Source organism: Paenibacillus sp. EKM301P (assembly GCF_011800295.1).
GTDB lineage: Bacteria > Bacillota > Bacilli > Paenibacillales > Paenibacillaceae > Paenibacillus > Paenibacillus polymyxa.
This window is the reverse complement of sequence record NZ_JAALFM010000003.1, coordinates 171,672-194,718: the sequence shown is the minus strand read 5'-3', so window position 1 is coordinate 194,718 and position 23,047 is coordinate 171,672. Positions and strand designations below refer to the sequence as shown.

Here is a 23,047-nt window from a genome sequence, read left to right as displayed (position 1 = left end):
AACCGGACAGACTGATAGACATGATAGAGTTTGGGTTTGGGGGGACGAAGATGAGAAGTTGGATAAAGCAAGCTGCAATGATACTCTTTTGTATTTCAATATTAATGATGTCTTGGGAAGGTCAAAAAACAGATGCAGCTATGACCACGGGGGCAAGAGGAACTTTAGCATCTGGAGTGGCCACCACAGGGTTGAAAGTAATTCCGCACGATTCCATTCGACTGCGCATTTTGGCTAATTCAGATCGTCCGGAGGATCAGTTGGTTAAGCGCGAAATACGGGATGCCATCGTGCAGCAGATGAATGCGTGGGTGGGTGAGCTGGACAATCCACAAAGCCTAAATCAAGCCAGAGTGTTGATTGACGCACATTTACCTGAAATTGATCGCTTGGTAGGTGAAGAACTGGCTCTTCGCGGTATAGCGTATGATCATCAGGTGGAGCTGGCAAGTGTACCTTTTCCGACGAAAATGTACGGTGGTCTTGTCTACCCGGCAGGGAATTATGAGGCGCTTCGGGTTACACTGGGGCAAGGGAAAGGGCAAAATTGGTGGTGTGTGCTGTTCCCGCCGTTGTGCTTTATTGATGCAGGCAGTGGTGAAGCAGCAGCACAAACTGTATCGGCAAAAACAAGTCATGAAGACAATCGAACGAACGCCGCTGACAAGGAGCCGGAAGTACGTTTTTTCCTGTGGGATGCCCTTACGGGTCTGTGGAGCTGGGTGAGTGGCTTGTTTGCCTAAATGTTTCGTCAGTGCTATGGAAAAGAGAACAACGAGTGTAAGTTTCCCCATATGTTATAATGGAACTTACGATAGATATACAGAGGACAGAGCCAATTCGAACTGATTTGTTAAAGTAGGTTTTTTGGGGATCAGGGCCATGAAATGGCCTGTATGACAATAAGATATGGGATGATCTGATATGAGTGATAAAGTGAATCAAATGCATGACATGCACGTAGGTTTTGTGAAAAAAGAGAGCGTAGGGCAGGAGCAGGCGCCACAGTCTTCTCATACACACTGGTGGGATGTAAGATGTCTGGTTCCTGTAGAGAGCACGACTGTATCTGCTACCTCGTCTTTTGAGGTGGAAAAAGTGGATTCTGTTGGTTCTGTGAACAACACTGACGGGGATGGTTCTGACGAACTTTCAGCTGGACAGGCTCTGATCGCAGCGGAAAAGGGCATACGCGAGGCCGCCGTACTTCTCCAGGCTGGAGAGACGGTAGCCTTCCCTACGGAAACCGTGTACGGACTGGGGGCCGATGCACGCAGCACTAAAGCGGTGGAGGCGGTATTTGCTGCTAAAGGTCGTCCTTCCGATAACCCGCTCATTGTACATATTTCCGATGCTGCTCAATTAAAAGGCATGGTAGCGGAAATTAACGATACATCCCGAGCGCTGATGAATGCATTTTGGCCAGGACCGCTGACCCTCGTATTGCCGGTAGTGCCGCAGGCACTGTCATCGCGTGTGACAGCAGGTTTGGACACGGTCGGTGTGCGCATGCCGGATCATCCGATCGCGCTGCGCTTGATCACGGAAGCCGGTTGTCCGCTGGCTGCACCAAGCGCCAACCGCTCGGGAAGACCCAGTCCGACTCTAGCACAGCATGTGCTGGAGGACCTGGAGGGTCGCATCGACGGTATTTTGGACGGAGGTCCCACGGGGGTGGGACTGGAGTCCACGGTAGTGCAAGTGGGTGACGACGGAACCGTCACCATTCTGCGCCCCGGCGGCGTGACGGCTGAACAGCTCGTTGCGGTTGCTCGCGCCGTCGTATTGGACCCGGCGCTGGCTGACACGTCCGGGCAGGATGTCGACAGCCTGGCGCCACGCTCGCCGGGCATGAAGTATACGCACTACGCGCCGCGAGGCCGCTTGAGCGTGGTACAAGGCCCGTCGCCTGTTGAAGTGACGGGCTGGATTCGCGACGCGCTGGCGGAGGCTGCCGCGCGCGGGGAGCGCACGGCGGTGCTCGCGTTCGACGACCATGCCGCCGGCTACGCCGGAGAACGGGTCTACACGCTGGGCAAGCTGGACGCGCTCCATGAGGCGGCGCAGCGCCTGTACGGCGTGCTGCGCCGCTGCGATGAGGACGGCGTCACCTACATTTTGGCGGAAGCCTGTCCGCCGAAGGGATTGGGAGACGCCGTCATGAATCGACTGCTTAAAGCGGCAGGTCATCGAATTATCCGACTGTAGCTTCTGTAAAGAATGGAGTCTCTTATTTTAATTTCTCCTCTCTCCTCGTCTCTGTTTTGGGTATTTTCAGTACCTGCTTGTACTGATTTGCCCCTTGTCCGCATAACGTGTACAAGAACAGACGGATAATGGAGGGATGGAGTATGCTGGCAGCCTCTGCCGATGCTGGGCAGGTTGTAACGATTCTGATCATGGCGGTAGCGCTAGGGATGGATGCGCTGTCGCTGGGCGTAGGGATCGGTATGAAGGGGATACGCCTGCGAGACGTGCTGCGCATCAGCATTGTGATTGGTTTTTTTCACATCCTGATGCCGTTGCTGGGAATGTTCACAGGCCATTATATGAGTTCTTTATTAGGCCATGTGACGACCTATTTCGCAGGGGGATTACTCATCCTTTTGGGCGGGCATATGGTGTACAATTCCTTTAAGGGAGACGGCGTACACGTATTGGATCATCGGTCGCCTTTGGGTCTTTTGCTATTTGCACTTGGGGTGAGCATTGACTCATTTTCTGTGGGAGTGTCCCTGGGGATGTTCCAGAGTGACCTGGTGCTGACTGTTCTGGCCTTTGGTTTTTGCGGGGGAGCGATGGCGATGCTGGGGCTGTTACTGGGGCGCAAGGTCAGCCGCAATCTGGGGGATTATGGAGAAGCGGTGGGCGGTGCCGTTTTGCTGGCATTCGGCTTTATGTTTATATTTTGATTTTAACGTAGACAGTGTAAAATAAATACAGGATTTGAGTAATCCTCTGTTTATATATTTTTTCAACATACGGGGGGTGAAGACGTTGAAGAATATCTTATTTGTATGCACAGGGAACACCTGTCGCAGTCCAATGGCTGAGGGGATGCTGCGTAAGTTGGCTGCTGAGCATGGACTGGAACTGGAAGTGCGTTCCGCTGGAGTAGCTGCGATGGACGGGGCGTCGATATCCCGGCATGCAGAGGCGGTTCTACGTGATCACGATATATCCGATCAGATCACTTCAACCCCTTTAAGCGACGGACTTGCCGAGTGGGCACATCTGATCTTAACCTTGACGCAAGGACATAAACAGCATGTCATTCAACGGTTTCCACAAACGGCGGGCAAAGTATTTACGCTGAAGGAATATGTGGAGGACCGGGACGCAGTGCTGAATGACGTACAGGAGTTAGATGGTTTGTATGCATCACAGCAGTTGATGGCTTCACTCGGACAAGAGCTATCGGCTCAGGAACGTGAACGAATGATTGAATTACATCAACGGATTCCGGGCTTCGATATCTCAGATCCGTTTGGCGGTTCGCGGGAGGACTACGATGTCACAGCTGCGGAAATCCGTGTAGCTTTGCATAAGTTGCTGGACAAGCTAAAGGGATCTTCCGAATAAAGTCGGTACCATTCCTCTATTTTGTACGGAATCTGTTGATTTTCGACAGTTAATCCGTTAAGATAAGGTGGAAAAATGAGAATCCGATGTAACTGGCGACAAAAGTGGGATTAACCACGATGGAGCATCGGATATACGGCCGGTCGCCTGGGCAAAAGAGCAATTCCACATAGGTGTGGACTGCTCTTTTTTCGTATACGAGCTACAGCAGATCTTCTGTTGCCTTCTTGTTCTTCCATTTTTTCTGCTCGAAATCTGAAACATCGGCTATAATATAGTCAGATTGTGATCAGGAGAGAGTGTGTTGAACTTGGGGCATGGGACCATGCCTAGTCTCTGAGAGGCTGTTCAACCAAAGGAGGTTCCAATGGTAGAACAATTGGATCATGAGATTTCACTCGAAGCACAGACCGCTTCTGTCGTGCGGGAAATTGCAGAAGTGGCCAGTCTTAAAGCTGGTCGCCTGCTGGTTATTGGCGCAAGCACGAGTGAAGTGGCTGGAAATCGGATCGGCACAGCAGGAGCGCTGGATGTGGCTCAGCAAGTGTTGTCTGGAGTAGAATCCGTTCGCAGAGAGTATGGCTTTGATGTGGCGTTTCAATGCTGTGAGCACTTGAACCGAGCACTGGTCGTTGAACGTTCTCTACTGGAGCGATTAGGCCTGATGGAGGTTGCGGCTGTTCCTGTTCGTACAGCAGGGGGCTCTATGGCTACCGTTGCCTATCGCTCTATGGACGATGCGTGTCTGGCGGCGAACGTGCAGGCTCATGCCGGGATAGACATCGGCGAAACGCTGATTGGCATGCATTTGCGCCCAATTGCCGTTCCGTTTCGCCCAAGCCTTCGCTGGATTGGTGAAGCACGTGTGACGGCTGCGTTCACTCGTCCTCCACTTATTGGGGGACAACGGGCAGTGTACAGTCTGGAACAAGAAGCCGGCGGAAACTGCGATTAGCATTTGGCATGTCGGCATGTTTGTACTGATCTTTTTTGCATTGATGATGAGGTACCCAACAGAGGAGCAGGCATTTGCTTGTATACCCAACAATTTGACCATGGAGAGGGAGTAATCAATCATGATGGAACATCTGCGTAAAAGTGACCCGGCAGTGATGGAAGCAATGGGGCTTGAACTGAAACGGCAACGCCACAATATCGAGCTGATCGCATCTGAGAATATCGTCAGTGAAGCAGTAATGGAAGCCATGGGCTCCGTGCTTACCAATAAATATGCTGAAGGTTATCCGAACAAACGCTACTATGGTGGCTGTGAGCATGTAGATATCGTCGAAGATATTGCACGTGACCGTGCGAAAGAACTATTTGGCGCCGAGCATGCGAACGTGCAGCCTCACTCTGGAGCGCAGGCTAACATGGCGGTATATCTGGCAGCTCTTCAACCTGGAGATACTGTACTGGGTATGAATCTGGCGCATGGCGGCCACTTAACACATGGAAGCCCGGTTAATGCCTCCGGTTTGTTGTATAACTTTGCTGCTTACGGTGTACGTGAAGACAACTTCCGCATCGACTACGATGAAGTACGCAAAGCAGCCTTCAAGCACCGCCCTCGTCTGATCGTAGCTGGTGCAAGTGCATACCCGCGTACTATCGATTTTGAAGCCTTTGCTTCCATTGCTAATGATGTAGGTGCTTTATTCATGGTGGATATGGCACATATCGCAGGTCTCGTGGCAGCAGGGATTCACCCTAGTCCAGTTCCTCATGCCCAATTTGTGACAACAACGACACACAAAACGCTGCGTGGTCCGCGTGGGGGTCTAATTCTGACTCGCAAAGCGTGGGCGCAAGCGATTGATAAAGCTATCTTCCCTGGTACTCAAGGAGGACCACTGATGCACGTGATCGCGTCCAAAGCAGTTGCTTTGGGTGAAGCGCTCCAGCCATCATTCAAAACCTATGCGCAAAACGTAGTTCGCAACGCACAGGTGCTGGCTGAAACACTGCTGGCAGAGGGAATCAACATTGTATCCGGTGGTACGGATAATCACCTGATGCTGTTGGATACTCGCAATTTGAATATTACAGGTAAAGAAGCGGAGCATGTATTGGATTCCGTGGGTATCACGGTCAACAAAAATGCCATTCCTTTCGATCCAACGAGTCCGTTCGTTACCAGTGGCATTCGTATTGGTACACCTGCTGCAACTTCTCGTGGTATGGATGAAGAGGCTATGGTTAAAATCGGTAAAATCATTGCTGATACTCTTAAAAATCCAAAAGATGATACTGTATTGTCCAAAGCAAGCCAAGCGGTGGGCGAGTTGACAGACAAGTTCCCGATCTATCCAGGAACACAATACTAATTCATCGCCATTCCTTTTAATCTTTATATGATAAGGCTGTTTTCCTTTCGTTAGCGAAGGGAGAACAGCCTTTTTTTGATTCCAGACGACTCGAAACTTACGTTTTTGGGTAATAAGCGATTAAAGTAAGGATTTATGCGCATTTTCCTTCATGATCTACGACAAAGGAGTGATTGCATTGAGCCAAAGAAAATCCGCGCAATTATTGCAGCAGCTCATATTTGTAGGACCGATGGCGTTGTTTTTCGTCTTAATTATGGTCATTCCGTTCCTGTTGGGGCTGTATTATTCCATGACGAACTGGGATGGCGTATCTGAACATGTCCGATGGCTCGGACTAGGGAATTACATTCATATTTTTAAAGATGATCCCGATTTCCGTAATGCATTTTGGTTTACGGTCCGTTTTACCGTATGTGGTGTCATTCTAACAAACCTGGTGGGCTTTTTCCTGGCCTATGCGCTTACAAAGCCGTTGCGTACCCGCAATGCACTGCGAACTGTATTTTTTATGCCTAATATGATCGGCGGCTTGCTGCTCGGCTTCATCTGGCAATTTATATTTGTACGTGGTTTTTCAGCGGTGGGAGAAGCGACAGGGCTTTCCTTTTTCAAACTGCCGTGGTTGGGTGATGGGCCTACTGCATTTTGGGGAACTGTCATTGTGTTTGTTTGGCAATACGCAGGTTATCTCATGGTTATTTACATATCCTCTCTAAATAATGTCCCGCATGCTCTTATTGAATCAGCCCAAATTGATGGTGCGAACCGAAGACAGGTTTTGCGTCATATCGTGGTGCCGCTTATTATGCCAGCAGTGACCGTCTGCTTGTTCTTGGCGATATCCTGGTCCTTTAAAGTATTTGAGCTGAATTTGGCTTTGACAAAGGGTGGACCATTCAAGGCGACAGAGTCTGTAGCGTTGGACATATATAATGAAGCGTTTACAAATAATCGACTTGGATTGGGAACTGCTAAGGCTATGATTTTCTTCGTGGTCGTTGCGATCATTACCAGTATTCAGGTGCGCCTCACGAAGAAAAAGGAGGTCGAAATGTAATGGAAAAAAAATCGTACTATCGTTTAAGCACATGGGTAGCTGAAATATTGCTTATTGTGGTTGGGTTGATCTTTCTAGTTCCGTTCTATTTTTTGCTCGTGAACTCGGTTAAATCTTTTGGAGACATTTTGGCCCATTCCGCTTCGTGGCCGACAACCTTCCGTTTTGAAAACTATGCTAACGCCTGGAATAAAATAAACTTTCCCACAGCACTGGGGAATTCACTGATCGTCACCATCGTCAGCAATGCGCTTTTGCTGCTGATCAGCTCGATGGCCGCCTACCAAATGGTTCGGCATGATACTCTTTTTAATCGGTTCCTGTTCGGGCTGCTTGTGGCTGCGATGGTCGTACCTTTTCAATCGATTATGTTGCCGCTTATGGAAGTGTCCAACGTATTGAGCCTGAACAACAGCATACCAGGACTGATTTTGTGCTATCTGGGTTTTGGAGCGCCTTTATCAGTTTTTCTTTTTCATGGTTTTATTAAAACGGTGCCTATTGAGGTTGAGCAAGCGGCGAGAGTAGATGGTTCCTCTCGTTACGGGGTGTTCTTTCGCATCGTTTGTCCACTGTTGCTCCCTATGTTCGTGACCGTACTTATTTTGAATACGTTATGGATCTGGAATGATTATCTGCTGCCTTCGCTCATTTTAAATGATCCTGAGCTGCGTACGATTCCGATTGCGACCTATATGCTGTTTGGTCAATATACCAAGCAATGGGACTTGGCGTTGCCCGCACTGGTGCTCGGAATCACGCCAATTGTTGTGTTTTTTCTGGTGATGCAAAAATATATCGTTTCTGGCATTGCGGCCGGAGCGGTTAAAGGCTGATGGGAGGGTTATCGGATGAAAAAGACAGTGCTGCTTGTCATCTCCCTGATGTTGCTGCTTACGTGTATGCTTGCAGGTTGTGGTAATACAAAGGCTCAACAGAGTGGGACCAAAACGATACACATTTATCAATTCAAAGTGGAGATTTCGGAACCGTTGAACAAACTGAAGGCTGAGTATGAAAGAACGCACCCTGGTATCAAGCTGGATATTCAATCTGTCGGTGGGGGTACGGACTACGGTGCTTCGTTGAAGGCTAAATTCGCCTCAGGCGACCAGCCGGACATTTTCACGAATGAGGGTTACCAGGATCGCGATACGTGGTTTGAGTACCTGGAGGATTTGTCGGATCAGCCATGGGTGAAGGACCTGGACGATTTCGCCCGTAAGCCGATGACGGTTAACGGTAAGATTTATGGACAGCCTATGAACCTGGAGGGATTTGGTTTTATTTATAATAAGGATTTGTTCAAAAAAGCGGGTATAACCAAATTGCCTCAGACGTTAGATGAATTGGAGGAAGCAGCCAAGCGACTGAAAGCAGCAGGGATTATCCCTTTTGCTAACGGCTATGCAGAATGGTGGGTTCTGGGAAACCATTTTATCAATATCCCCTTTGCCAGACAGCCGAACCCGGAGAGCTACGTTGCGGATTTAAACCAAGGAACTGCTCGCATTCCTGGTAACCCCGTGTTCGATCAGTGGGTGAAGTTGCTTGACCTGACTTTAAAATATGGAAACCCCAATCCGCTCACGACGGACTACAATACACAAGTGACACTGTTTTCAACAGGCAAGGCCGCTATGATGCACCAGGGGAACTGGACGCAGCCGCAAATAGATGGAATTAATCCTAACTTGAATTTGGGTATTCTTCCTACGCCTATAGACAATAATTCTTCCACTGGAGACAAACTGGCTGTGGGAGTGGCCTCGAACTGGGTTGTCAACAAAAACTCGCCTGTGAAGCAGGAGGCAAAGGAATTTCTCAACTGGCTGGTCACATCAGAAACAGGCAAGCATTATATTACCAAGGAGTTTAAGTTCGTTCCTGCCTTCAAAAGTATCACGTCCAGTGACGAGACCACAGGTGATTTGGGTGCGGAAATATCTCGGCACGTGAAGGAAGGCAAGATATGGAGCTGGAACTTCCAGCGCTTTCCAAAGGGGCTAAATCAGGATTTAAGCAGTAGTATGCAAGCCTATATCGCAGGCGTTATTACGAAGGACGAAATGCTTCAGCAATTTCAGGGAGCGTGGGATAATCTTAAGTATAGATAAAGAATATATGCGTGGGATAGCAGAGGCTATATCTCAGGCAGGAAGTTTAGAACTGGTAGGCTTTGACGGTCAAGGACCGTCAGAGCCTTTTTAGTATGATTTCATATGACAAAAGTCACACGTAAATGGGCCTTGCCAAGTATTTTGCCTGTCATATCTTTCCCTTGACAAAAGGTTGCAGTGGCAGGTGTTAAATCAATCAAGGGAATGTTATAATAAACAGGATTTACAGGCACGCATTGCATCTGTGCTTATTTGGTTTGTACAAATAGGTTACATAGATCCTTTCGAATCAGGATGTTCGATATGCTGGTGCGGAAGAACGTGACGATAATACCGGAGGGAATATATTATGGCAAAACTGGTGGTTTGCGATCACCCTTTGATCCAACACAAACTTACATTTATCCGCGATGTGCGGACCAACACGAAAGATTTCCGTGAACTGGTTGATGAAGTAGCAACTTTGATGGCTTATGAAATTACAAGAGATATTCCGCTGGAGAGCATTACGGTACAGACTCCAGTTGCTGAAACTGAAGGTAAAGTGATTTCTGGTCGTATGTTGGGCCTTATCCCGATTTTGCGTGCAGGCCTGGGTATGCTGGATGGTGTCGTAAAGCTTTTGCCTGCTGCAAAAGTAGGACATGTGGGGTTGTTCCGTGATCCTGAGACATTGCAACCCGTAGAATATTATACGAAGCTGCCTACGGATGTAACTGAACGTGAATTGATCGTAATTGATCCGATGCTCGCAACGGGCGGGTCGGCGATCGCAGCGATTGATGTGTTGAAAAAAAGAGGCTGTACTCAAATTAAAATGATGAATCTGATTGCCGCTCCTGAAGGAGTGAAAGCTGTGCAGGATGCGCATCCTGATGTAGACATTTATGTCGCTGCACTGGACGAGCGTTTGGATGATCATGGTTACATCATTCCGGGTCTTGGGGATGCGGGAGACCGCTTGTACGGAACTAAGTAGACTGCTTTTAGCGGTTCGGCACAATCTATGGACGCTAAGACAGATCATCTATCTGAATCACGGAAGATCTGGGAAGCAGACGTTTATTATGAAAAGGGGTTCAACAGAAAATGTCTAAAATTAAAGTGATGACCATTTTCGGTGTGCGTCCGGAAGCGATTAAGATGGCACCTCTCATTTTGGAGCTTCAGCGCCATCCGGAGCATATCGAGTCCGTAGTATGCGTAACAGCTCAACATCGCCAGATGCTTGATCAGGTTCTGGAAGTTTTTAATATCCACCCTGACTATGATCTGGATGTAATGAAGGATCGCCAGACACTCAATGAAATCTCCATACGTGTACTTCAAGGTCTGGAACCCGTATTGCGTGAAGCCAAGCCTGATATCGTGTTGGTTCACGGCGATACGCTGACGACTTTCTTGGCTAGCTATGCAGCCTTTATGCAGCAAATTGAAGTAGGGCATGTGGAAGCAGGTTTGCGGACATGGAACAAGCTTTCTCCATATCCTGAGGAAATGAATCGTCAGCTCACAGGTGTGCTGTCCGATCTGCATTTTTCGCCTACTTCTTTATCAGCTGGAAATTTGCGGAAGGAAAATAAACCTGAATCGCGAATATATGTAACAGGCAATACAGTAACTGACGTGTTTCAGTATACAGTTCGCCAGGACTACGAGCATCCGGTACTGGACTGGGCTCAGGGCAAACGCCTGATTCTCATGACAGCACATCGCCGGGAGTCCCAAGGGGAACCGCATCGTCAGATTTTTAACGCGGTTAAGCGGATCGCAGACGAATTTGAGGATATTGCTATTGTGTACCCAGTTCACCCGAGCCCGGCTGTGAAGGAACCTGCATTTGAAATTTTGGGCAACCATCCGCGTATTAAGCTGATTGATCCGCTGGATGTAGTGGACCTGCACAATTTTTATCCACACACGCATCTGATTCTTACCGATTCCGGTGGTCTGCAGGAAGAAGCGCCTTCGTTCGGAGTACCTGTCCTAGTGCTGCGTGATACGACCGAAAGACCGGAAGGGATTGAAGCGGGTACCTTGGAACTGGTGGGTACAAGTGAAGAGAACGTGTACAATCGGACCAAGGCTCTTTTGACAGATTCCGCGTTGTATGAGTCTATGAGTCAGGCAGCGAATCCTTACGGTGATGGACAGGCATCTGTAAGAATTGTCAATGCGATTTTGCACCATTATGGTGTTCAAACAGAACGTCCTGAAGAATTTCACACAATGTTCACAAAAGGCGTCCGTTCGTAATAATTAATCTTTACAAGGTAAGCATACAGTTAAACTGTACGGTTACCAAGGGATACAGCATTTTTAGATGCTTTGTCGACTGATTTTTATACTTTAGGGCGCTAAAATATCTCAATTGACAAAGCATCTTATATTTAAGTAAAATGGACTGGAATTGCAGGGGTGACATGAGAAAAGTGGTCAAACCTTCCAAGCAAAACAACAACCGAAACAACACCGGAAATGCCTTTAAGGCTATAGGACTGGTGAGCGCGATCGGCATTGATTTGACGATATGCACACTGGGTGGTTTCTATGCCGGAAAATGGCTTGATACCAAACTTGGTGGCTCCGGAATTTGGATTGGCGTAAGCGTTCTCGCAGGCTTGGTTGTAGGCGCATTAAGTATTGCCCTTGTGATCGGAAAGGTATTGAGGGATAACCATGAATGAGATGACCCGTATGCAAAAAATGTTATGGATCGTGGCGCTTGGTATTATGGCTCTGTGTTTCCTGGTCTCCGCCTTCATGCCCCAACATCGTGACATTGCTCACGGAATCATTCTGGGAACGGGAGTAAGCTGTCTAAATGTGCTGTATATGGCCTACAAAATTCGACAGGTTGCGAGTGCGGCCGCCGGTGAAAGAAAGAAGAGAGTGTTTGGTATTGGCTTTGGCGTTCGATTAGGGACCTCAATTTTGGCAGTGGTGCTGGCTATAGAATTCCCGGCCTATTTCCATGAGATCGCTGTAATGGCAAGCTTGGTGACCGGACAATTCCTTCTGTTAATTATAGGCATCATATTCGCGCTTCAGGAAAAATGATAGCTCAACTGAGAAAGGGGTGAGAAAACATGTTGCATGAATCACCGATTATCCAATTGGGCGGGTTTAACATTGACTTGTCCGTCATTATTATGCTGGTTGTGACCTGCGCGATTGTATTTGGACTGGCATTTGCTGCAACGCGCAATTTGTCTGTGGACAATCCGAGCAAGTTGCAAAATTTTATGGAATGGGTCGTAGAATTCGTTCAAGGACTGATTTCCAGCACGATGGATTTGAAAAAAGGGAAGCCATTCCTCTCCTTGGGGATGACGCTGATCATGTTCATTTTCGTGGGCAATATGCTGGGTTTACCGTTCGGCATTGTGACTGAATTCGATAATGTGCAAAGTGCCCAAGTATTTGGACATGAAATCATTCCAGTCAAAGAAGCATTAGAACAAGCACAGGCGTCTCACCCGGGCGAAGCTGCCCATGTAGGTATCAGCTGGTGGAAATCACCTACCGCAGATGCAGGGGTATCCATTGGACTGGCATTGATGATCTTTGTCCTGGTTCATTTCCTGGGGATCTTCCGTAATACCAAAGCTTACTTCAAGCATTACGTTCAGCCATTTCCGTTCTTTTTGCCAATTAACTTAATTGAGCAGTTCTCAAAACTATTGACACACGGTATGCGTCTATTCGGTAATATTTTTGCCGGCGAAGTTTTGATTAGTGTTCTGCTGAAAATGACAGCACTTGGTGTGGGAGGTATGGTTGCTTCCGTATTGGGACTCGTAGTCTGGCAGGGATTCAGTATTTTTGTCGGCAGTATCCAAGCGTTCGTCTTTACGATTCTAACGTTTGTATATATTTCGCAGTCCATTGACACGCATGAAGAAGAGCATTAGACAAGCACGTTTTCCGGTTTTTAGTTAAGTTCAGGAGTACGCTTCGCGCTTAACTGCAAATACATGTAAAACACAAATACACATCACTAAGGAGGATTTTTTAAAATGGGAGTTTGGGCATATATCGCAGCTGCAATCGCAGTAGGTTTGGGCGCTTTGGGCGCAGGTATTGGTAACGGTCTGATCGTAAGTAAAACAGTTGAAGGTATTGCTCGTCAGCCTGAAGCTAAAGCAACATTGCAAACGGTAATGTTTATCGGTGTAGGTCTGGTCGAAGCCCTGCCAATCATCGGGGTCGTTCTGGCATTCATTTTCTACGCAGGTGCTTAATTGAATGGAAGCAAGGTTTGGCGGGGAAGGCACAGCCATCCGCGCCTTCTTTGTTCGTTTGAACATGAAAGACCCAGAACCGACGTTCACCGGAAAGGAGTGACTTCAATTGAGTTTAAATTGGACAAGTATCGTTTTCACTATCATTGCATTTTTGATCTTGTACTGGTTACTGACGCGCTATGCATTTGGCCCTCTCTTTTCCGTTATGGAAAAGCGGCGTCAACTCGTGTTACAGCAAATGAATGAGGCGGCACAAACACGTGAACAGGCTGTTGCTTATGTTGAGGAGCAAAAGCAGGCTCTCCAGCAGGCGCGTAAGGAAGCCTACGATATTATAGAGCAGTCAAAACAAACAGGTAACAAGCAAGCGGAACAAATTATTATTCAGGCCAAAGACGAAGCTGTCCGCCTGAAAGACGAAGCTGTTCGTGAAATCACAAGCGAGCGTAATAAGGCAGTTGCCGAATTGCGCAGCGAAGTGGGTAAAGCTTCGGTACAAATTGCTTCCAAACTGATTCAAAAGGAAATTAAGGAAGATCAAGTCCAGGGAGAGCTTGTCGACCAATACCTTAAAGAGGTAGGAGGCAAAGCATGAGCCGAGATACGGTAGTTGCCAAACGGTATGCGAAAGCTTTGTATGAAGTAGCAGAGCAGGAGCAAACCATTATGGAAACCGAACAGGAGCTACGTGCTTTTGTAGAAGCTGTATCGGGGGATGCTGAAATCCGTAAATTCATTAATTCTCCTAACATTACGGAAGCAGTCAAGCTTCAGGTTCTGGCTAGCAATTTTGAAGGCAAGTTGTCTGCGTCGCTGATTAACACGATTAAGCTGCTGATTCAGCGCAGTAGAGCAGATTTGTTCGAATCTCTCCTGGCCGGATATCTCGATATTCAGGAGTACAAGCTGGGAATTGCCCATGCTAAGGTGTATTCGACTTATGCTTTAAGTGATCAGGAAAAAACAGCGGTAGCCGAGGAATTCGGAACCCGTGAACATAAAACAATCCGTGTGGAAAATATAGTGGACCCGAGTCTGCTGGGCGGATTGAAAGTGGTTATCGGCGATACACTGTACGACGGCAGTCTGGCCGGCAAGCTGGATCGTCTCGAGAAATCCTTTAACAGACGAGTATAGAAGATAGGGGTGAACACACTTGAGTATCAAACCTGAGGAAATCAGTTCATTGATTAAAAGTCAGATTGAACAATATAAAAATGATATCGAGGTCGTTGAAGTCGGCACTGTTGTTGAAGTCGGCGACGGTATTGCCCGCGTCTACGGACTGGAAAAAGTTATGGCCGGTGAATTGGTCGAATTCGACACTGGCGTATTGGGCTTGGCGCTCAATGTGGAAGAGAGCAATGTCGGTGTTGTTATTTTGGGTCAATTCTCCGACATTCGCGAAGGTGGTCAAGTAAAACGTACAGGTCAGATCATGCAAGTCCCTGTAGGCGAAGCAATGATCGGACGTGTAGTTAACCCGCTGGGACAACCGGTAGACGGTAAAGGACCGATTGCTACAACAGAATTCCGTCCGGTTGAAAGTCAGGCTCCAGGCGTTATGGCCCGTAAATCGGTACATGAGCCTATGCAGACAGGGATTAAAGCTATTGATGCGATGGTTCCGATTGGTCGTGGCCAACGTGAGCTGATTATCGGTGACCGTCAAACAGGTAAAACTTCTATCGCAATCGATGCTATTTTGAACCAAAAAGGCAACGGCATGAAATGTATTTATGTTGCTATTGGTCAAAAACAATCCACGGTTGCTCAAGTTGTTGAAACATTGCGTCGTCATGGTGCGCTGGAATACACGATTGTCGTTACGGCATCTGCTTCCGAACCATCACCATTGCTGTACATTGCTCCTTACTCTGGCTGTGCCATGGGTGAGTACTTTATGTACAAAGGCGAGCACGTCCTCGTTGTTTATGATGACTTGACTAAACAAGCGTCTGCTTACCGGGAACTTTCCCTGTTGCTGCGTCGTCCACCGGGTCGTGAAGCATATCCGGGTGACGTTTTCTACCTGCACTCTCGCTTGCTGGAACGTGCAGCGAAGCTGAATGATGAGCTCGGTGGCGGATCACTTACCGCATTGCCGTTCATCGAGACACAGGCTTCCGACGTTTCTGCGTATATTCCAACTAACGTTATTTCCATCACGGATGGACAGATCTTCCTGGAAGCTGACTTGTTCTATGCAGGGCAACGTCCGGCGATCAACGTAGGTATTTCCGTATCTCGTGTAGGTGGCTCCGCTCAGATTAAAGCGATGAAAAAGGTTGCAGGTTCCCTGCGTCTGGATCTCGCTCAATATCGTGAGCTTCAAGCGTTCTCCCAATTCGGGTCCGACTTGGATAAATCCACCAAAGCCCGTCTCGATCGCGGTGCACGCATGATGGAAATTTTGAAACAAGGTGTTAACCAACCGCTTGCTGTAGAGCAACAAGTAGTGAGCTTGTATACTGCTGTAAAAGGCTTCCTCGATGATATTCCTGTAGCGGATGTAAAACGTTTTGAAAAAGACTTCCTGTCTTTCATGGAGTCCGATCATCAGGATGTGCTTCAATCTATCCGCGACACGAAAGACTTGGTTGCTGATAATGAAGCAGCTTTGAAGGCAGCTATCGAGAAATTCAAAAAATCATTCGCCACGTCGGTTTAATACATTGGAATTTGCCTGTTTATGATGAAAGATGTCCTAAGGAAGCGTACCCTCTGGGTTGTGGCTTCCTTGGCATGTTTTACCCTCACTAACAGGCCCTTTAACATATGTCCGGCTGGATTTGAATCTTACGAAGTTAGCTTTGGCTTTGTCAAAGCTTGAAGGTGGTGAAATCATGGCAAAAGGTATGCGCGAGATTAAACGTCAGATTAAAAGTGTGCAGAGTACGAAGCAGATCACGAAAGCAATGGAAATGGTCGCTGCATCCAAGCTGAGAAAAGCTCAGGAAAAAGCGGAATCGGCTCGTCCTTACTCGGAAAAGCTTAAAGAAGTTGTGAGTAGCATTGCTTCTGGAGCGAATAACATCAAGCATCCAATGCTAGAGACGCGTCCAGTTAAAAAGACGGCTTATCTCATCATTACATCTGATCGTGGTCTGGCTGGTGGTTATAACGCCAATATTTTGCGACAGGTTACGCAGACGATTGCTGAACGTCACCGTTCACAGGATGAATTTATGATTTTCATCATTGGGCGAAAAGGACGGGATTATTTCAGACGTCGTGAATTTCCTATCGCTGAATCGGTAACAGATCTGTCAGATACACCTGCATTTGCAGATATCAAAACGATTGCTAGCAAGGCAGTACAAGGCTTTGAACTTAAAGAATTTGATGAGCTTTATCTATGCTATAACCGCTTTGTCAACGCATTGACTCAAATTCCAACAGTTGATCGTTTGTTACCGATGGCAACACCGGATTCTGCTACGACTTCATCCTCAATTAACTATGAGTATGAACCTTCACCAGAAGGTGTGCTTGAAGTATTGCTACCGCGTTACGCGGAAACGCTCATTTACGGCGCTTTGCTGGATGGTAAAGCAAGTGAGCTGGGAGCGAAGATGACGGCAATGGGATCAGCTACGAAGAATGCTACCAAGTTGATTGGAGAGCTTTCCTTAACCTATAACCGTGCTCGTCAAGCGGCTATTACCCAGGAAATTACGGAAATTGTCGCAGGGGCTAACGCTCAGTCTTAATGCGACTTCTTGCGACTGTTTTATAACAGGGTCTACACTATTATGATAAATTGCGGGCGCAAAACCAATCAGAATGGTTCGGATTTGCGGCTGTGCAAGCTTGTAGGAGGGAAACCAAAAGATGAACAAAGGACGCGTAGTGAGCATCATGGGTCCGGTTGTCGACGTTGAGTTTGAACGTGGGCAGCTTCCGGAAATTCTGAATGCCATTCATATTGGGACTGTGCTGGAGAGCGGAGTCAAAATTGATCTGACGCTCGAAGCTTCAAAACATCTAGGTGACAACCGTGTGCGTTGTATTGCCATGTCTTCCACAGATGGTTTGGTTCGTGGAGCTGAAGCAATAGATCTGGGAGCGCCTATCTCGGTACCTGTCGGCGAAGCTACTCTTGGACGTGTATTTAACGTGCTTGGAACGCCAATTGATAATGGTGCTGATATGAGTGAAACGGCTAGAAATCCGATTCACCGTCAAGCACCTTCTTTCGAAGAACTGACAACTCAAGCAGAGATGCTCGAAACTGGTATTAAGGTTATCGACTTGCTGGCTCCTTATGCCAAAGGTGGTAAAGTCGGATTGTTTGGTGGTGCTGGTGTAGGTAAAACCGTAACCATTCAAGAATTGATTAACAATATCGCTCAGGAGCATGGTGGTATTTCTGTATTCGCAGGTGTAGGTGAACGTACACGTGAAGGAAATGACTTGTACCATGAAATGAGAGATTCCGGCGTTATCAACAAAACTGCGATGGTGTTTGGACAAATGAACGAGCCTCCGGGTGCGCGTTTGCGTGTTGCCCTCACAGGTCTGACGATGGCTGAGTATTTCCGTGATCAAGAAGGCCGTGACGTGTTGCTCTTTATTGATAACATTTTCCGCTTTACCCAAGCAGGTTCTGAGGTTTCTGCCCTGTTGGGACGTATGCCTTCCGCAGTAGGTTACCAGCCTACGCTGGCAACTGAGATGGGTCAATTGCAAGAACGGATTACTTCTACTAAAAAAGGTTCAGTTACTTCCATTCAGGCAATCTACGTGCCTGCGGATGACTACACTGACCCGGCTCCTGCTACGACGTTTGCCCATTTGGATGCTACAACAAACCTGGAACGTAAAATTTCCGAAATGGGTATTTACCCAGCGGTTGATCCACTCGCATCAAGCTCCCGTATTTTGGCTCCAGACGTTGTGGGTGAAGAGCATTATAATGTAGCGCAAGGGGTAAAACAAATTTTGGCCCGCTACAATGAGCTTCAGGATATTATTGCGATCCTGGGTATGGACGAGTTGAGTGAAGAAGATAAAATGCTGGTAGCACGTGCCCGTAAAATCCAGCGTTTCCTTTCACAACCTTTCCATGTTGCCGAAGCATTTAACGGCTTCCCGGGTAAATATGTGCCGGTTAAAGAAACTGTACGAAGCTTCAAAGAAATTTTGGAGGGCAAGTATGACCACCTTCCAGAAGCGGCCTTCCTTTTTGTAGGAGCCATCGAAGAAGCAGTTGAAAAAGCTAAAACGTTGTAAACATACAGGCAGAGAATAGCCGAGCCTTACGAAGTGAGCTGTCTGTGGACAGCTTCCAGGAGGGATTCAAGTGAGCACGTATTTACTAGAGATTGTGACGCCGGAGCGCCTGGTCTATACGGAACAGGTAAACAGCATCAGTGTTCGCGGCTCGGAAGGCGATCTTGGGATTTTACCAGGACACCTTCCCTTGGTCACTCCCTTGAAGATTGCACCGATACGAATTAAAATCGGTGGTCAAACTGAAGTGATCGCGGTCAATGGGGGCTTTGTTGAAGTCCGCAAAGATAAAGTGGTCATTTTGGCTGAGAGTGCGGAACGTTCCGAAGATATTGATGTGGAGCGTGCCCGTGCGGCAAGGGAGCGGGCAGAACTGCGGCTCCAGAGCAAGCAGGAACAGATAGATCATCATCGGGCAGAAGTCGCTCTGCAACGGGCGCTTAACCGATTGAATGCTACAAGTATCAGAACCAATAAGAATTAATATTGGATTTTGAGTGGAATTTTAAAAGGGTTCGGCATAGTATACGGATGGAATGACAAAGAGACCACTTCATAACTTCTGCCCAAGAATGCCTGCAGAAGGTAAGTGACGCCTTTGCTTCCTTCGATCACTGTGATCGAGCCCTTTTTTAGCTGTCTTTTCCAAAAATATAGTCCTATTTCTTGTTTGATGGCTAGGTATTTAGTACCTTTTAAATTCGCGAAACAGAAGTGATTATTCACATTTTGTCGAAATAAATGTACTGGAAACAGAAATAGCACTGGCATATTAGGCGCTCGCCGAGTATTATAAAGAAGTCTGTGACGCAGATGGGAGGAATTACGGATGAACGGGAAGCAGCAGTTGGCTGAACAGTTAAGTCAATCGGCGAGTATGACCGCGCTGATCTCCATGATCGTATCGCTCGTCTGTATAGCGTTAGCTTGGTGGGCTTTGCAAAGCTTAAAGCTGGATTTGTTAATCCGGCAACCCAAAGGACCGCAGGGCAGATTGCTGCACTTGTTTCTTGCTATAATTTTGGGACAGTTGGTTTCTGGTTTCTTGTTGAACTACATCTCTTGGAGCCAGATGCTCTAGAATTTGTTTTAACATGAAGTAGGCGGGTTATATGATTTTATGACTGTGGATGTTGCAGGAATTGTCGAATAACATCGTGCCATATTGTTAACAATGGTAAACAAAAGAACCATACATGTATAACTGGCTCAATCAGTTAGAACGCAATGGTCGTCAATGGTCGTCAAGTACAAAAAAACGCTTGTATACTTGTTTTAATCAGTGGTATGATGGCAGTTAGGGTATTAGTAAAATCTTGTTTTTTTATGTAATGAAAAAGCAAGGCATGAAAATAGCGGAATATGTTCTTTTTTTCAAAAATGGAAAAGAGAAATGACGCGCGGAGGGAACCATAGATGAGCAAATTTATCGTCCGCGGTGGCAACAGATTGACCGGGAGTGTCAAAGTCAGCGGAGCCAAAAACTCAGTTCTGCCGATCATCGCCGCTTCTCTGTTAGGAGAAGAAGGAGAAAGTGTTATTATGGATGCACCTCCTCTAGACGATGTGATGACCATTAACAAAGTGCTGGAGTCCTTAGGAGCAGGCGTTACATACCAAGACGAGGTCATTCGTGTTGACGCGCGGAAGATAATTTCCTGTGAAGCCCCTTACGAGTGGGTTAGGAAAATGCGCGCATCATTTTTGGTTATGGGGCCATTGCTTACACGTTTGGGACGTACAAGAATCTCGCTTCCAGGCGGATGCGCAATTGGAACAAGACCTATTGATCAGCATTTGAAGGGGTTCGAAGCGTTGGGCGCCGAGATAAGCTTGGGCCAGGGCTTTATTGAAGCTAAAAGTAACGGTCGTCTGCGCGGAGCTAAAGTTTATTTGGATGTAGCCAGCGTAGGAGCAACCGAGAATATTATGATGGCCGCTACTCTTGCTGAGGGCGTAACTACCATTGAGAATGCTGCTAAGGAACCTGAGATCGTTGATCTCGCCAACTTCCTGAATGGCATGGGAGCCAAAGTACGCGGTGCAGGCACAGGCGTAATTCGTATAGAAGGCGTCGAGAAGCTGCATGGTGTAAAACATACGGTCATTCCCGACCGGGTAGAAGCAGGTACTTATATGGTTGCTGCTGCGATCACAGGCGGGAACGTATATGTAGAAGGCGCGATATCCGATCATTTGGGACCGGTTATATCCAAGATGGAAGAAATGGGTGTAACGATTCAACCCGATGAAAATGGTATTCGTGTCATTGCGGATAAGCCGCTAAAGGCCGTTGATGTTAAAACGCTGCCTTATCCTGGGTTTCCAACTGATATGCAGTCTCAGATGATGGCACTTCAACTTGCCGCTGAAGGAACGAGCATCATTACGGAAACTGTGTTTGAAAATCGTTTCATGCATGTGGATGAATTTCATCTCATGAATGCGGAAATTAAGGTCGAAGGTCGTTCGGCGATTGTAACTGGCAATGCTAAGCTGACGGGCGCGAAAGTAACCTCGACAGATTTGCGTGCAGGTGCTGCGTTAATTCTGACTGGACTTATTGCAGAAGGTACAACGGAGGTATCTGGCGTTCATCACATCGATCGTGGTTACGTTCATTTGGCTGAAAAACTGACTGGATTGGGAGCGGATATTTACAGAGTGACTGTAGATGAATCCAAACTGGATCATTCGGCCAGCACAGAGCGCGTTGTGGCAGAAGAAACGTCAGGGAATCTGTTCAAGAAGATTCAACCTTCCCTCGCCTAACCTTTAACATATTGGCATAGGTATTAACTTGAACCATTAGAACCAAGTCCGAAAGGACTTGGTTTTTTTGTGTTTTTGCTGCCTGTCTTTTTCATTCTTTCAGTTCTCTCAAAACGGTTCTATCAAAGTGGACGACCTCATATGATTGAGAATATCTGCTGGAGTATATGTGTACTTTAGCCGGACACTTAACCCTTTGATGGAGGTTTCAGCTTATGAAAGATTCACAGGTTCGCATCCGTATACCAATACATCATCCTAAGGAACATCGCCAGGCCTCACTTGCGAAGGAAAGCTCTGGCTCTATAGCAACTTCGTTGCAGAAAAATAAGCTTATGCAGCAGCAACCAGGCACAACAGGCGCATTGCCGCCTATCGCCAAGACCCATCGGCGTACCACAGCGTTGACTTCCACTATACACACTGTCGGTGCGATGCTTCCTGACACTGGAACAGCTCCCGGTAACACATACGACGCAAGCAGGCGGCAGGGACCGCAGCCGCATCTGCGGCCTGTAGCCGGGCTAGCCCCGCGCTGGGGGAGCCGCCGCCCATGGCTGCCCTTTGCCGCCATGGCAGGGGTGCTGGTGCTTGCCATGGCGGTGCCCGCACTAATGGCATGGCCACGTCAGGCAGTGCAGCCTTTGCCGTCTGGGAGCCGCACAGCCGCACCCGCGCAGCCTAATACGGCGGCAAAGAGCGAGGCACCTGTTACGCGCCTGCCGGGTGTCCCGCCGATGCCAGCCGTACCGGCTGCTCCAGCGCGCAGCGTGCCGGCTGCGGCAGAGCCGGACGTGCGGGTGTACGTCACGTCTACTGGCCGGACGGAGACACTGCCTTCGGAGCAATACATTGTCGGCGTAGTAGCAGCTGAAATGCCGCCCAGCTTTGAGGAAGAGGCATTGAAAGCACAGGCCATTGCCGCGCGTACCTTCATTACCCGGCGTTTGTTGGCTGATGATACCAGTGGTGCCCCGGCGGGCGCAGATGTGACAGATACCGTTAAACACCAGGCTTACATCTCCAAAGCTAAACTTACTAGAGAATGGGAGCATTCTGGCAAATCCGCAGATCTGACTAAAATTCGTCAGGCTGTACGCGACACCAAGGATACAATCATGGTATATGATGGCAAACCCATTACAGCTTCTTTTTTTTCTACCAGCAACGGCTATACCGAAAATTCAGAGGATGTATGGGCGAAGGCCGTGCCCTATTTACGAAGTGTGTCCAGTCCATGGGACAAGCAGTTGGCTCCTCGTTTTACAGAAACCGTTACACTGAGTCGTCAGAGCGTGTTCGATAGATTAGGATTGAGTCGTGCTGCGGTCACTGCTTCTACTGGAGGGGGGAGTATGCCAGAGATTCGTATACTCTCCAAAACAGAAGGGCATCGCATCAAAAAGATTGAGGTGGGAGGTTCGGTCTTTACGGGACCGGAGATTCGTAACAAACTAGGGCTACGATCGGCTGAATTTACGTGGAAGACCGAAGGGGATCGGATTGCTATAACGACCTACGGTTATGGCCATGGCGTCGGTATGAGTCAGTGGGGAGCCAACGGAATGGCCAAGGAAGGCCATACGGCCACTCAGATTCTTCTTCACTATTATACTGGCATTTCTTTTGCGAATGCCTCTCGTATTCTAAGTTAGTAAATTTTTCGTAACTTTGAAGTATAAAAGAGTTGCGCCCGGTAACACT

General features: G+C 47.8%; 24 protein-coding genes and 1 riboswitch. All 24 genes read left to right on the top strand.

What is annotated here, in order from left to right; translation table 11 throughout:
• The first annotated feature begins 50 nt into the window (after positions 1-50).
• The 24 genes from spoIIR (at position 51) to spoIID (ending at position 22,998) form a co-directional block, all read left to right on the top strand.
• Positions 51-743, top strand: a complete 693-nt coding sequence (gene spoIIR, locus HFD99_RS09050) for a stage II sporulation protein R (protein WP_016822871.1) — start codon at positions 51-53, stop codon at positions 741-743.
• Between the two features lie 181 nt (positions 744-924).
• Positions 925-2,208 (top strand): L-threonylcarbamoyladenylate synthase, encoded by a 1,284-nt coding sequence (locus HFD99_RS09045; protein WP_167440869.1) that lies wholly within the window; start codon positions 925-927, stop codon positions 2,206-2,208.
• 143 nt (positions 2,209-2,351) lie between these two features.
• Positions 2,352-2,912 carry a manganese efflux pump MntP gene (locus tag HFD99_RS09040; protein WP_167440868.1) on the top strand — a complete coding sequence of 187 codons (561 nt, stop codon included), beginning with the start codon at positions 2,352-2,354 and terminating at the stop codon, positions 2,910-2,912.
• Positions 2,913-2,997: 85 nt separating this feature from the next.
• Complete coding sequence (locus HFD99_RS09035) at positions 2,998-3,582, top strand: low molecular weight protein arginine phosphatase (protein WP_019688822.1); 585 nt, start codon at positions 2,998-3,000, stop codon at positions 3,580-3,582.
• Between the two features lie 78 nt (positions 3,583-3,660).
• A riboswitch (ZMP/ZTP riboswitch) is annotated at positions 3,661-3,742 on the top strand.
• Positions 3,743-3,949: 207 nt separating this feature from the next.
• Entirely contained in the window at positions 3,950-4,537 is a 588-nt protein-coding gene (locus HFD99_RS09030; protein WP_167440867.1) for a TIGR01440 family protein, read from the top strand.
• A 121-nt stretch (positions 4,538-4,658) separates the two neighbouring features.
• The gene (locus tag HFD99_RS09025; protein ID WP_016324828.1) at positions 4,659-5,909 is read left to right on the top strand and encodes a serine hydroxymethyltransferase; all 1,251 of its coding nucleotides are present in this window, start codon (positions 4,659-4,661) and stop codon (positions 5,907-5,909) included.
• A 178-nt stretch (positions 5,910-6,087) separates the two neighbouring features.
• On the top strand, positions 6,088-6,969 hold the full coding sequence (locus HFD99_RS09020) for a carbohydrate ABC transporter permease (protein WP_167440866.1): 882 nt from the start codon (positions 6,088-6,090) through the stop codon (positions 6,967-6,969).
• Positions 6,969-7,805: a carbohydrate ABC transporter permease gene (locus tag HFD99_RS09015; RefSeq protein WP_167440865.1), complete on the top strand. Its 837-nt coding sequence runs from the start codon at positions 6,969-6,971 to the stop codon at positions 7,803-7,805. Before HFD99_RS09020 ends, HFD99_RS09015 begins: the two co-directional genes overlap by 1 nt.
• Positions 7,806-7,820: 15 nt before the next feature.
• A complete protein-coding gene (locus HFD99_RS09010; protein ID WP_167440864.1) occupies positions 7,821-9,086 on the top strand; it encodes an ABC transporter substrate-binding protein in 1,266 nt (421 codons plus the stop codon).
• A gap of 352 nt (positions 9,087-9,438) precedes the next feature.
• The gene (gene upp / locus HFD99_RS09005) at positions 9,439-10,068 is read left to right on the top strand and encodes a uracil phosphoribosyltransferase (protein WP_013312332.1); all 630 of its coding nucleotides are present in this window, start codon (positions 9,439-9,441) and stop codon (positions 10,066-10,068) included.
• A 110-nt stretch (positions 10,069-10,178) separates the two neighbouring features.
• Positions 10,179-11,345 (top strand): non-hydrolyzing UDP-N-acetylglucosamine 2-epimerase, encoded by a 1,167-nt coding sequence (gene wecB, locus HFD99_RS09000; protein ID WP_016822881.1) that lies wholly within the window; start codon positions 10,179-10,181, stop codon positions 11,343-11,345.
• Positions 11,346-11,512: 167 nt separating this feature from the next.
• Positions 11,513-11,776 carry an AtpZ/AtpI family protein gene (locus tag HFD99_RS08995; protein WP_016822882.1) on the top strand — a complete coding sequence of 88 codons (264 nt, stop codon included), beginning with the start codon at positions 11,513-11,515 and terminating at the stop codon, positions 11,774-11,776.
• Positions 11,769-12,149, top strand: coding sequence for an ATP synthase subunit I (locus HFD99_RS08990; protein ID WP_013312329.1), 381 nt, complete (start codon positions 11,769-11,771; stop codon positions 12,147-12,149). Before HFD99_RS08995 ends, HFD99_RS08990 begins: the two co-directional genes overlap by 8 nt.
• Before the next feature lie 29 nt (positions 12,150-12,178).
• Positions 12,179-13,003 (top strand): F0F1 ATP synthase subunit A, encoded by an 825-nt coding sequence (atpB, locus tag HFD99_RS08985; protein WP_016822883.1) that lies wholly within the window; start codon positions 12,179-12,181, stop codon positions 13,001-13,003.
• Between the two features lie 105 nt (positions 13,004-13,108).
• Positions 13,109-13,333, top strand: coding sequence for a F0F1 ATP synthase subunit C (gene atpE, locus HFD99_RS08980; protein WP_007432750.1), 225 nt, complete (start codon positions 13,109-13,111; stop codon positions 13,331-13,333).
• 109 nt (positions 13,334-13,442) lie between these two features.
• The gene (atpF, locus tag HFD99_RS08975) at positions 13,443-13,931 is read left to right on the top strand and encodes a F0F1 ATP synthase subunit B (protein ID WP_013373436.1); all 489 of its coding nucleotides are present in this window, start codon (positions 13,443-13,445) and stop codon (positions 13,929-13,931) included.
• Positions 13,928-14,473 (top strand): F0F1 ATP synthase subunit delta, encoded by a 546-nt coding sequence (locus tag HFD99_RS08970; RefSeq protein ID WP_016822885.1) that lies wholly within the window; start codon positions 13,928-13,930, stop codon positions 14,471-14,473. Before atpF ends, HFD99_RS08970 begins: the two co-directional genes overlap by 4 nt.
• A 19-nt stretch (positions 14,474-14,492) precedes the next feature.
• Positions 14,493-16,007: a F0F1 ATP synthase subunit alpha gene (gene atpA, locus HFD99_RS08965; protein ID WP_016822886.1), complete on the top strand. Its 1,515-nt coding sequence runs from the start codon at positions 14,493-14,495 to the stop codon at positions 16,005-16,007.
• Between the two features lie 175 nt (positions 16,008-16,182).
• On the top strand, positions 16,183-17,049 hold the full coding sequence (gene atpG / locus HFD99_RS08960; protein WP_025366011.1) for an ATP synthase F1 subunit gamma: 867 nt from the start codon (positions 16,183-16,185) through the stop codon (positions 17,047-17,049).
• A gap of 121 nt (positions 17,050-17,170) precedes the next feature.
• Complete coding sequence (gene atpD, locus HFD99_RS08955; RefSeq protein WP_016822888.1) at positions 17,171-18,571, top strand: F0F1 ATP synthase subunit beta; 1,401 nt, start codon at positions 17,171-17,173, stop codon at positions 18,569-18,571.
• A 70-nt stretch (positions 18,572-18,641) separates the two neighbouring features.
• On the top strand, positions 18,642-19,055 hold the full coding sequence (locus HFD99_RS08950) for a F0F1 ATP synthase subunit epsilon (RefSeq protein ID WP_016822889.1): 414 nt from the start codon (positions 18,642-18,644) through the stop codon (positions 19,053-19,055).
• 345 nt (positions 19,056-19,400) lie between these two features.
• On the top strand, positions 19,401-19,652 hold the full coding sequence (locus tag HFD99_RS08940) for a DUF1146 family protein (RefSeq protein WP_016822891.1): 252 nt from the start codon (positions 19,401-19,403) through the stop codon (positions 19,650-19,652).
• Between the two features lie 335 nt (positions 19,653-19,987).
• Positions 19,988-21,343 carry a UDP-N-acetylglucosamine 1-carboxyvinyltransferase gene (gene murA, locus HFD99_RS08935; protein ID WP_017427134.1) on the top strand — a complete coding sequence of 452 codons (1,356 nt, stop codon included), beginning with the start codon at positions 19,988-19,990 and terminating at the stop codon, positions 21,341-21,343.
• A 215-nt stretch (positions 21,344-21,558) separates the two neighbouring features.
• Positions 21,559-22,998, top strand: a complete 1,440-nt coding sequence (gene spoIID / locus HFD99_RS08930) for a stage II sporulation protein D (protein WP_123797731.1) — start codon at positions 21,559-21,561, stop codon at positions 22,996-22,998.
• Positions 22,999-23,047: the final 49 nt, after the last annotated feature.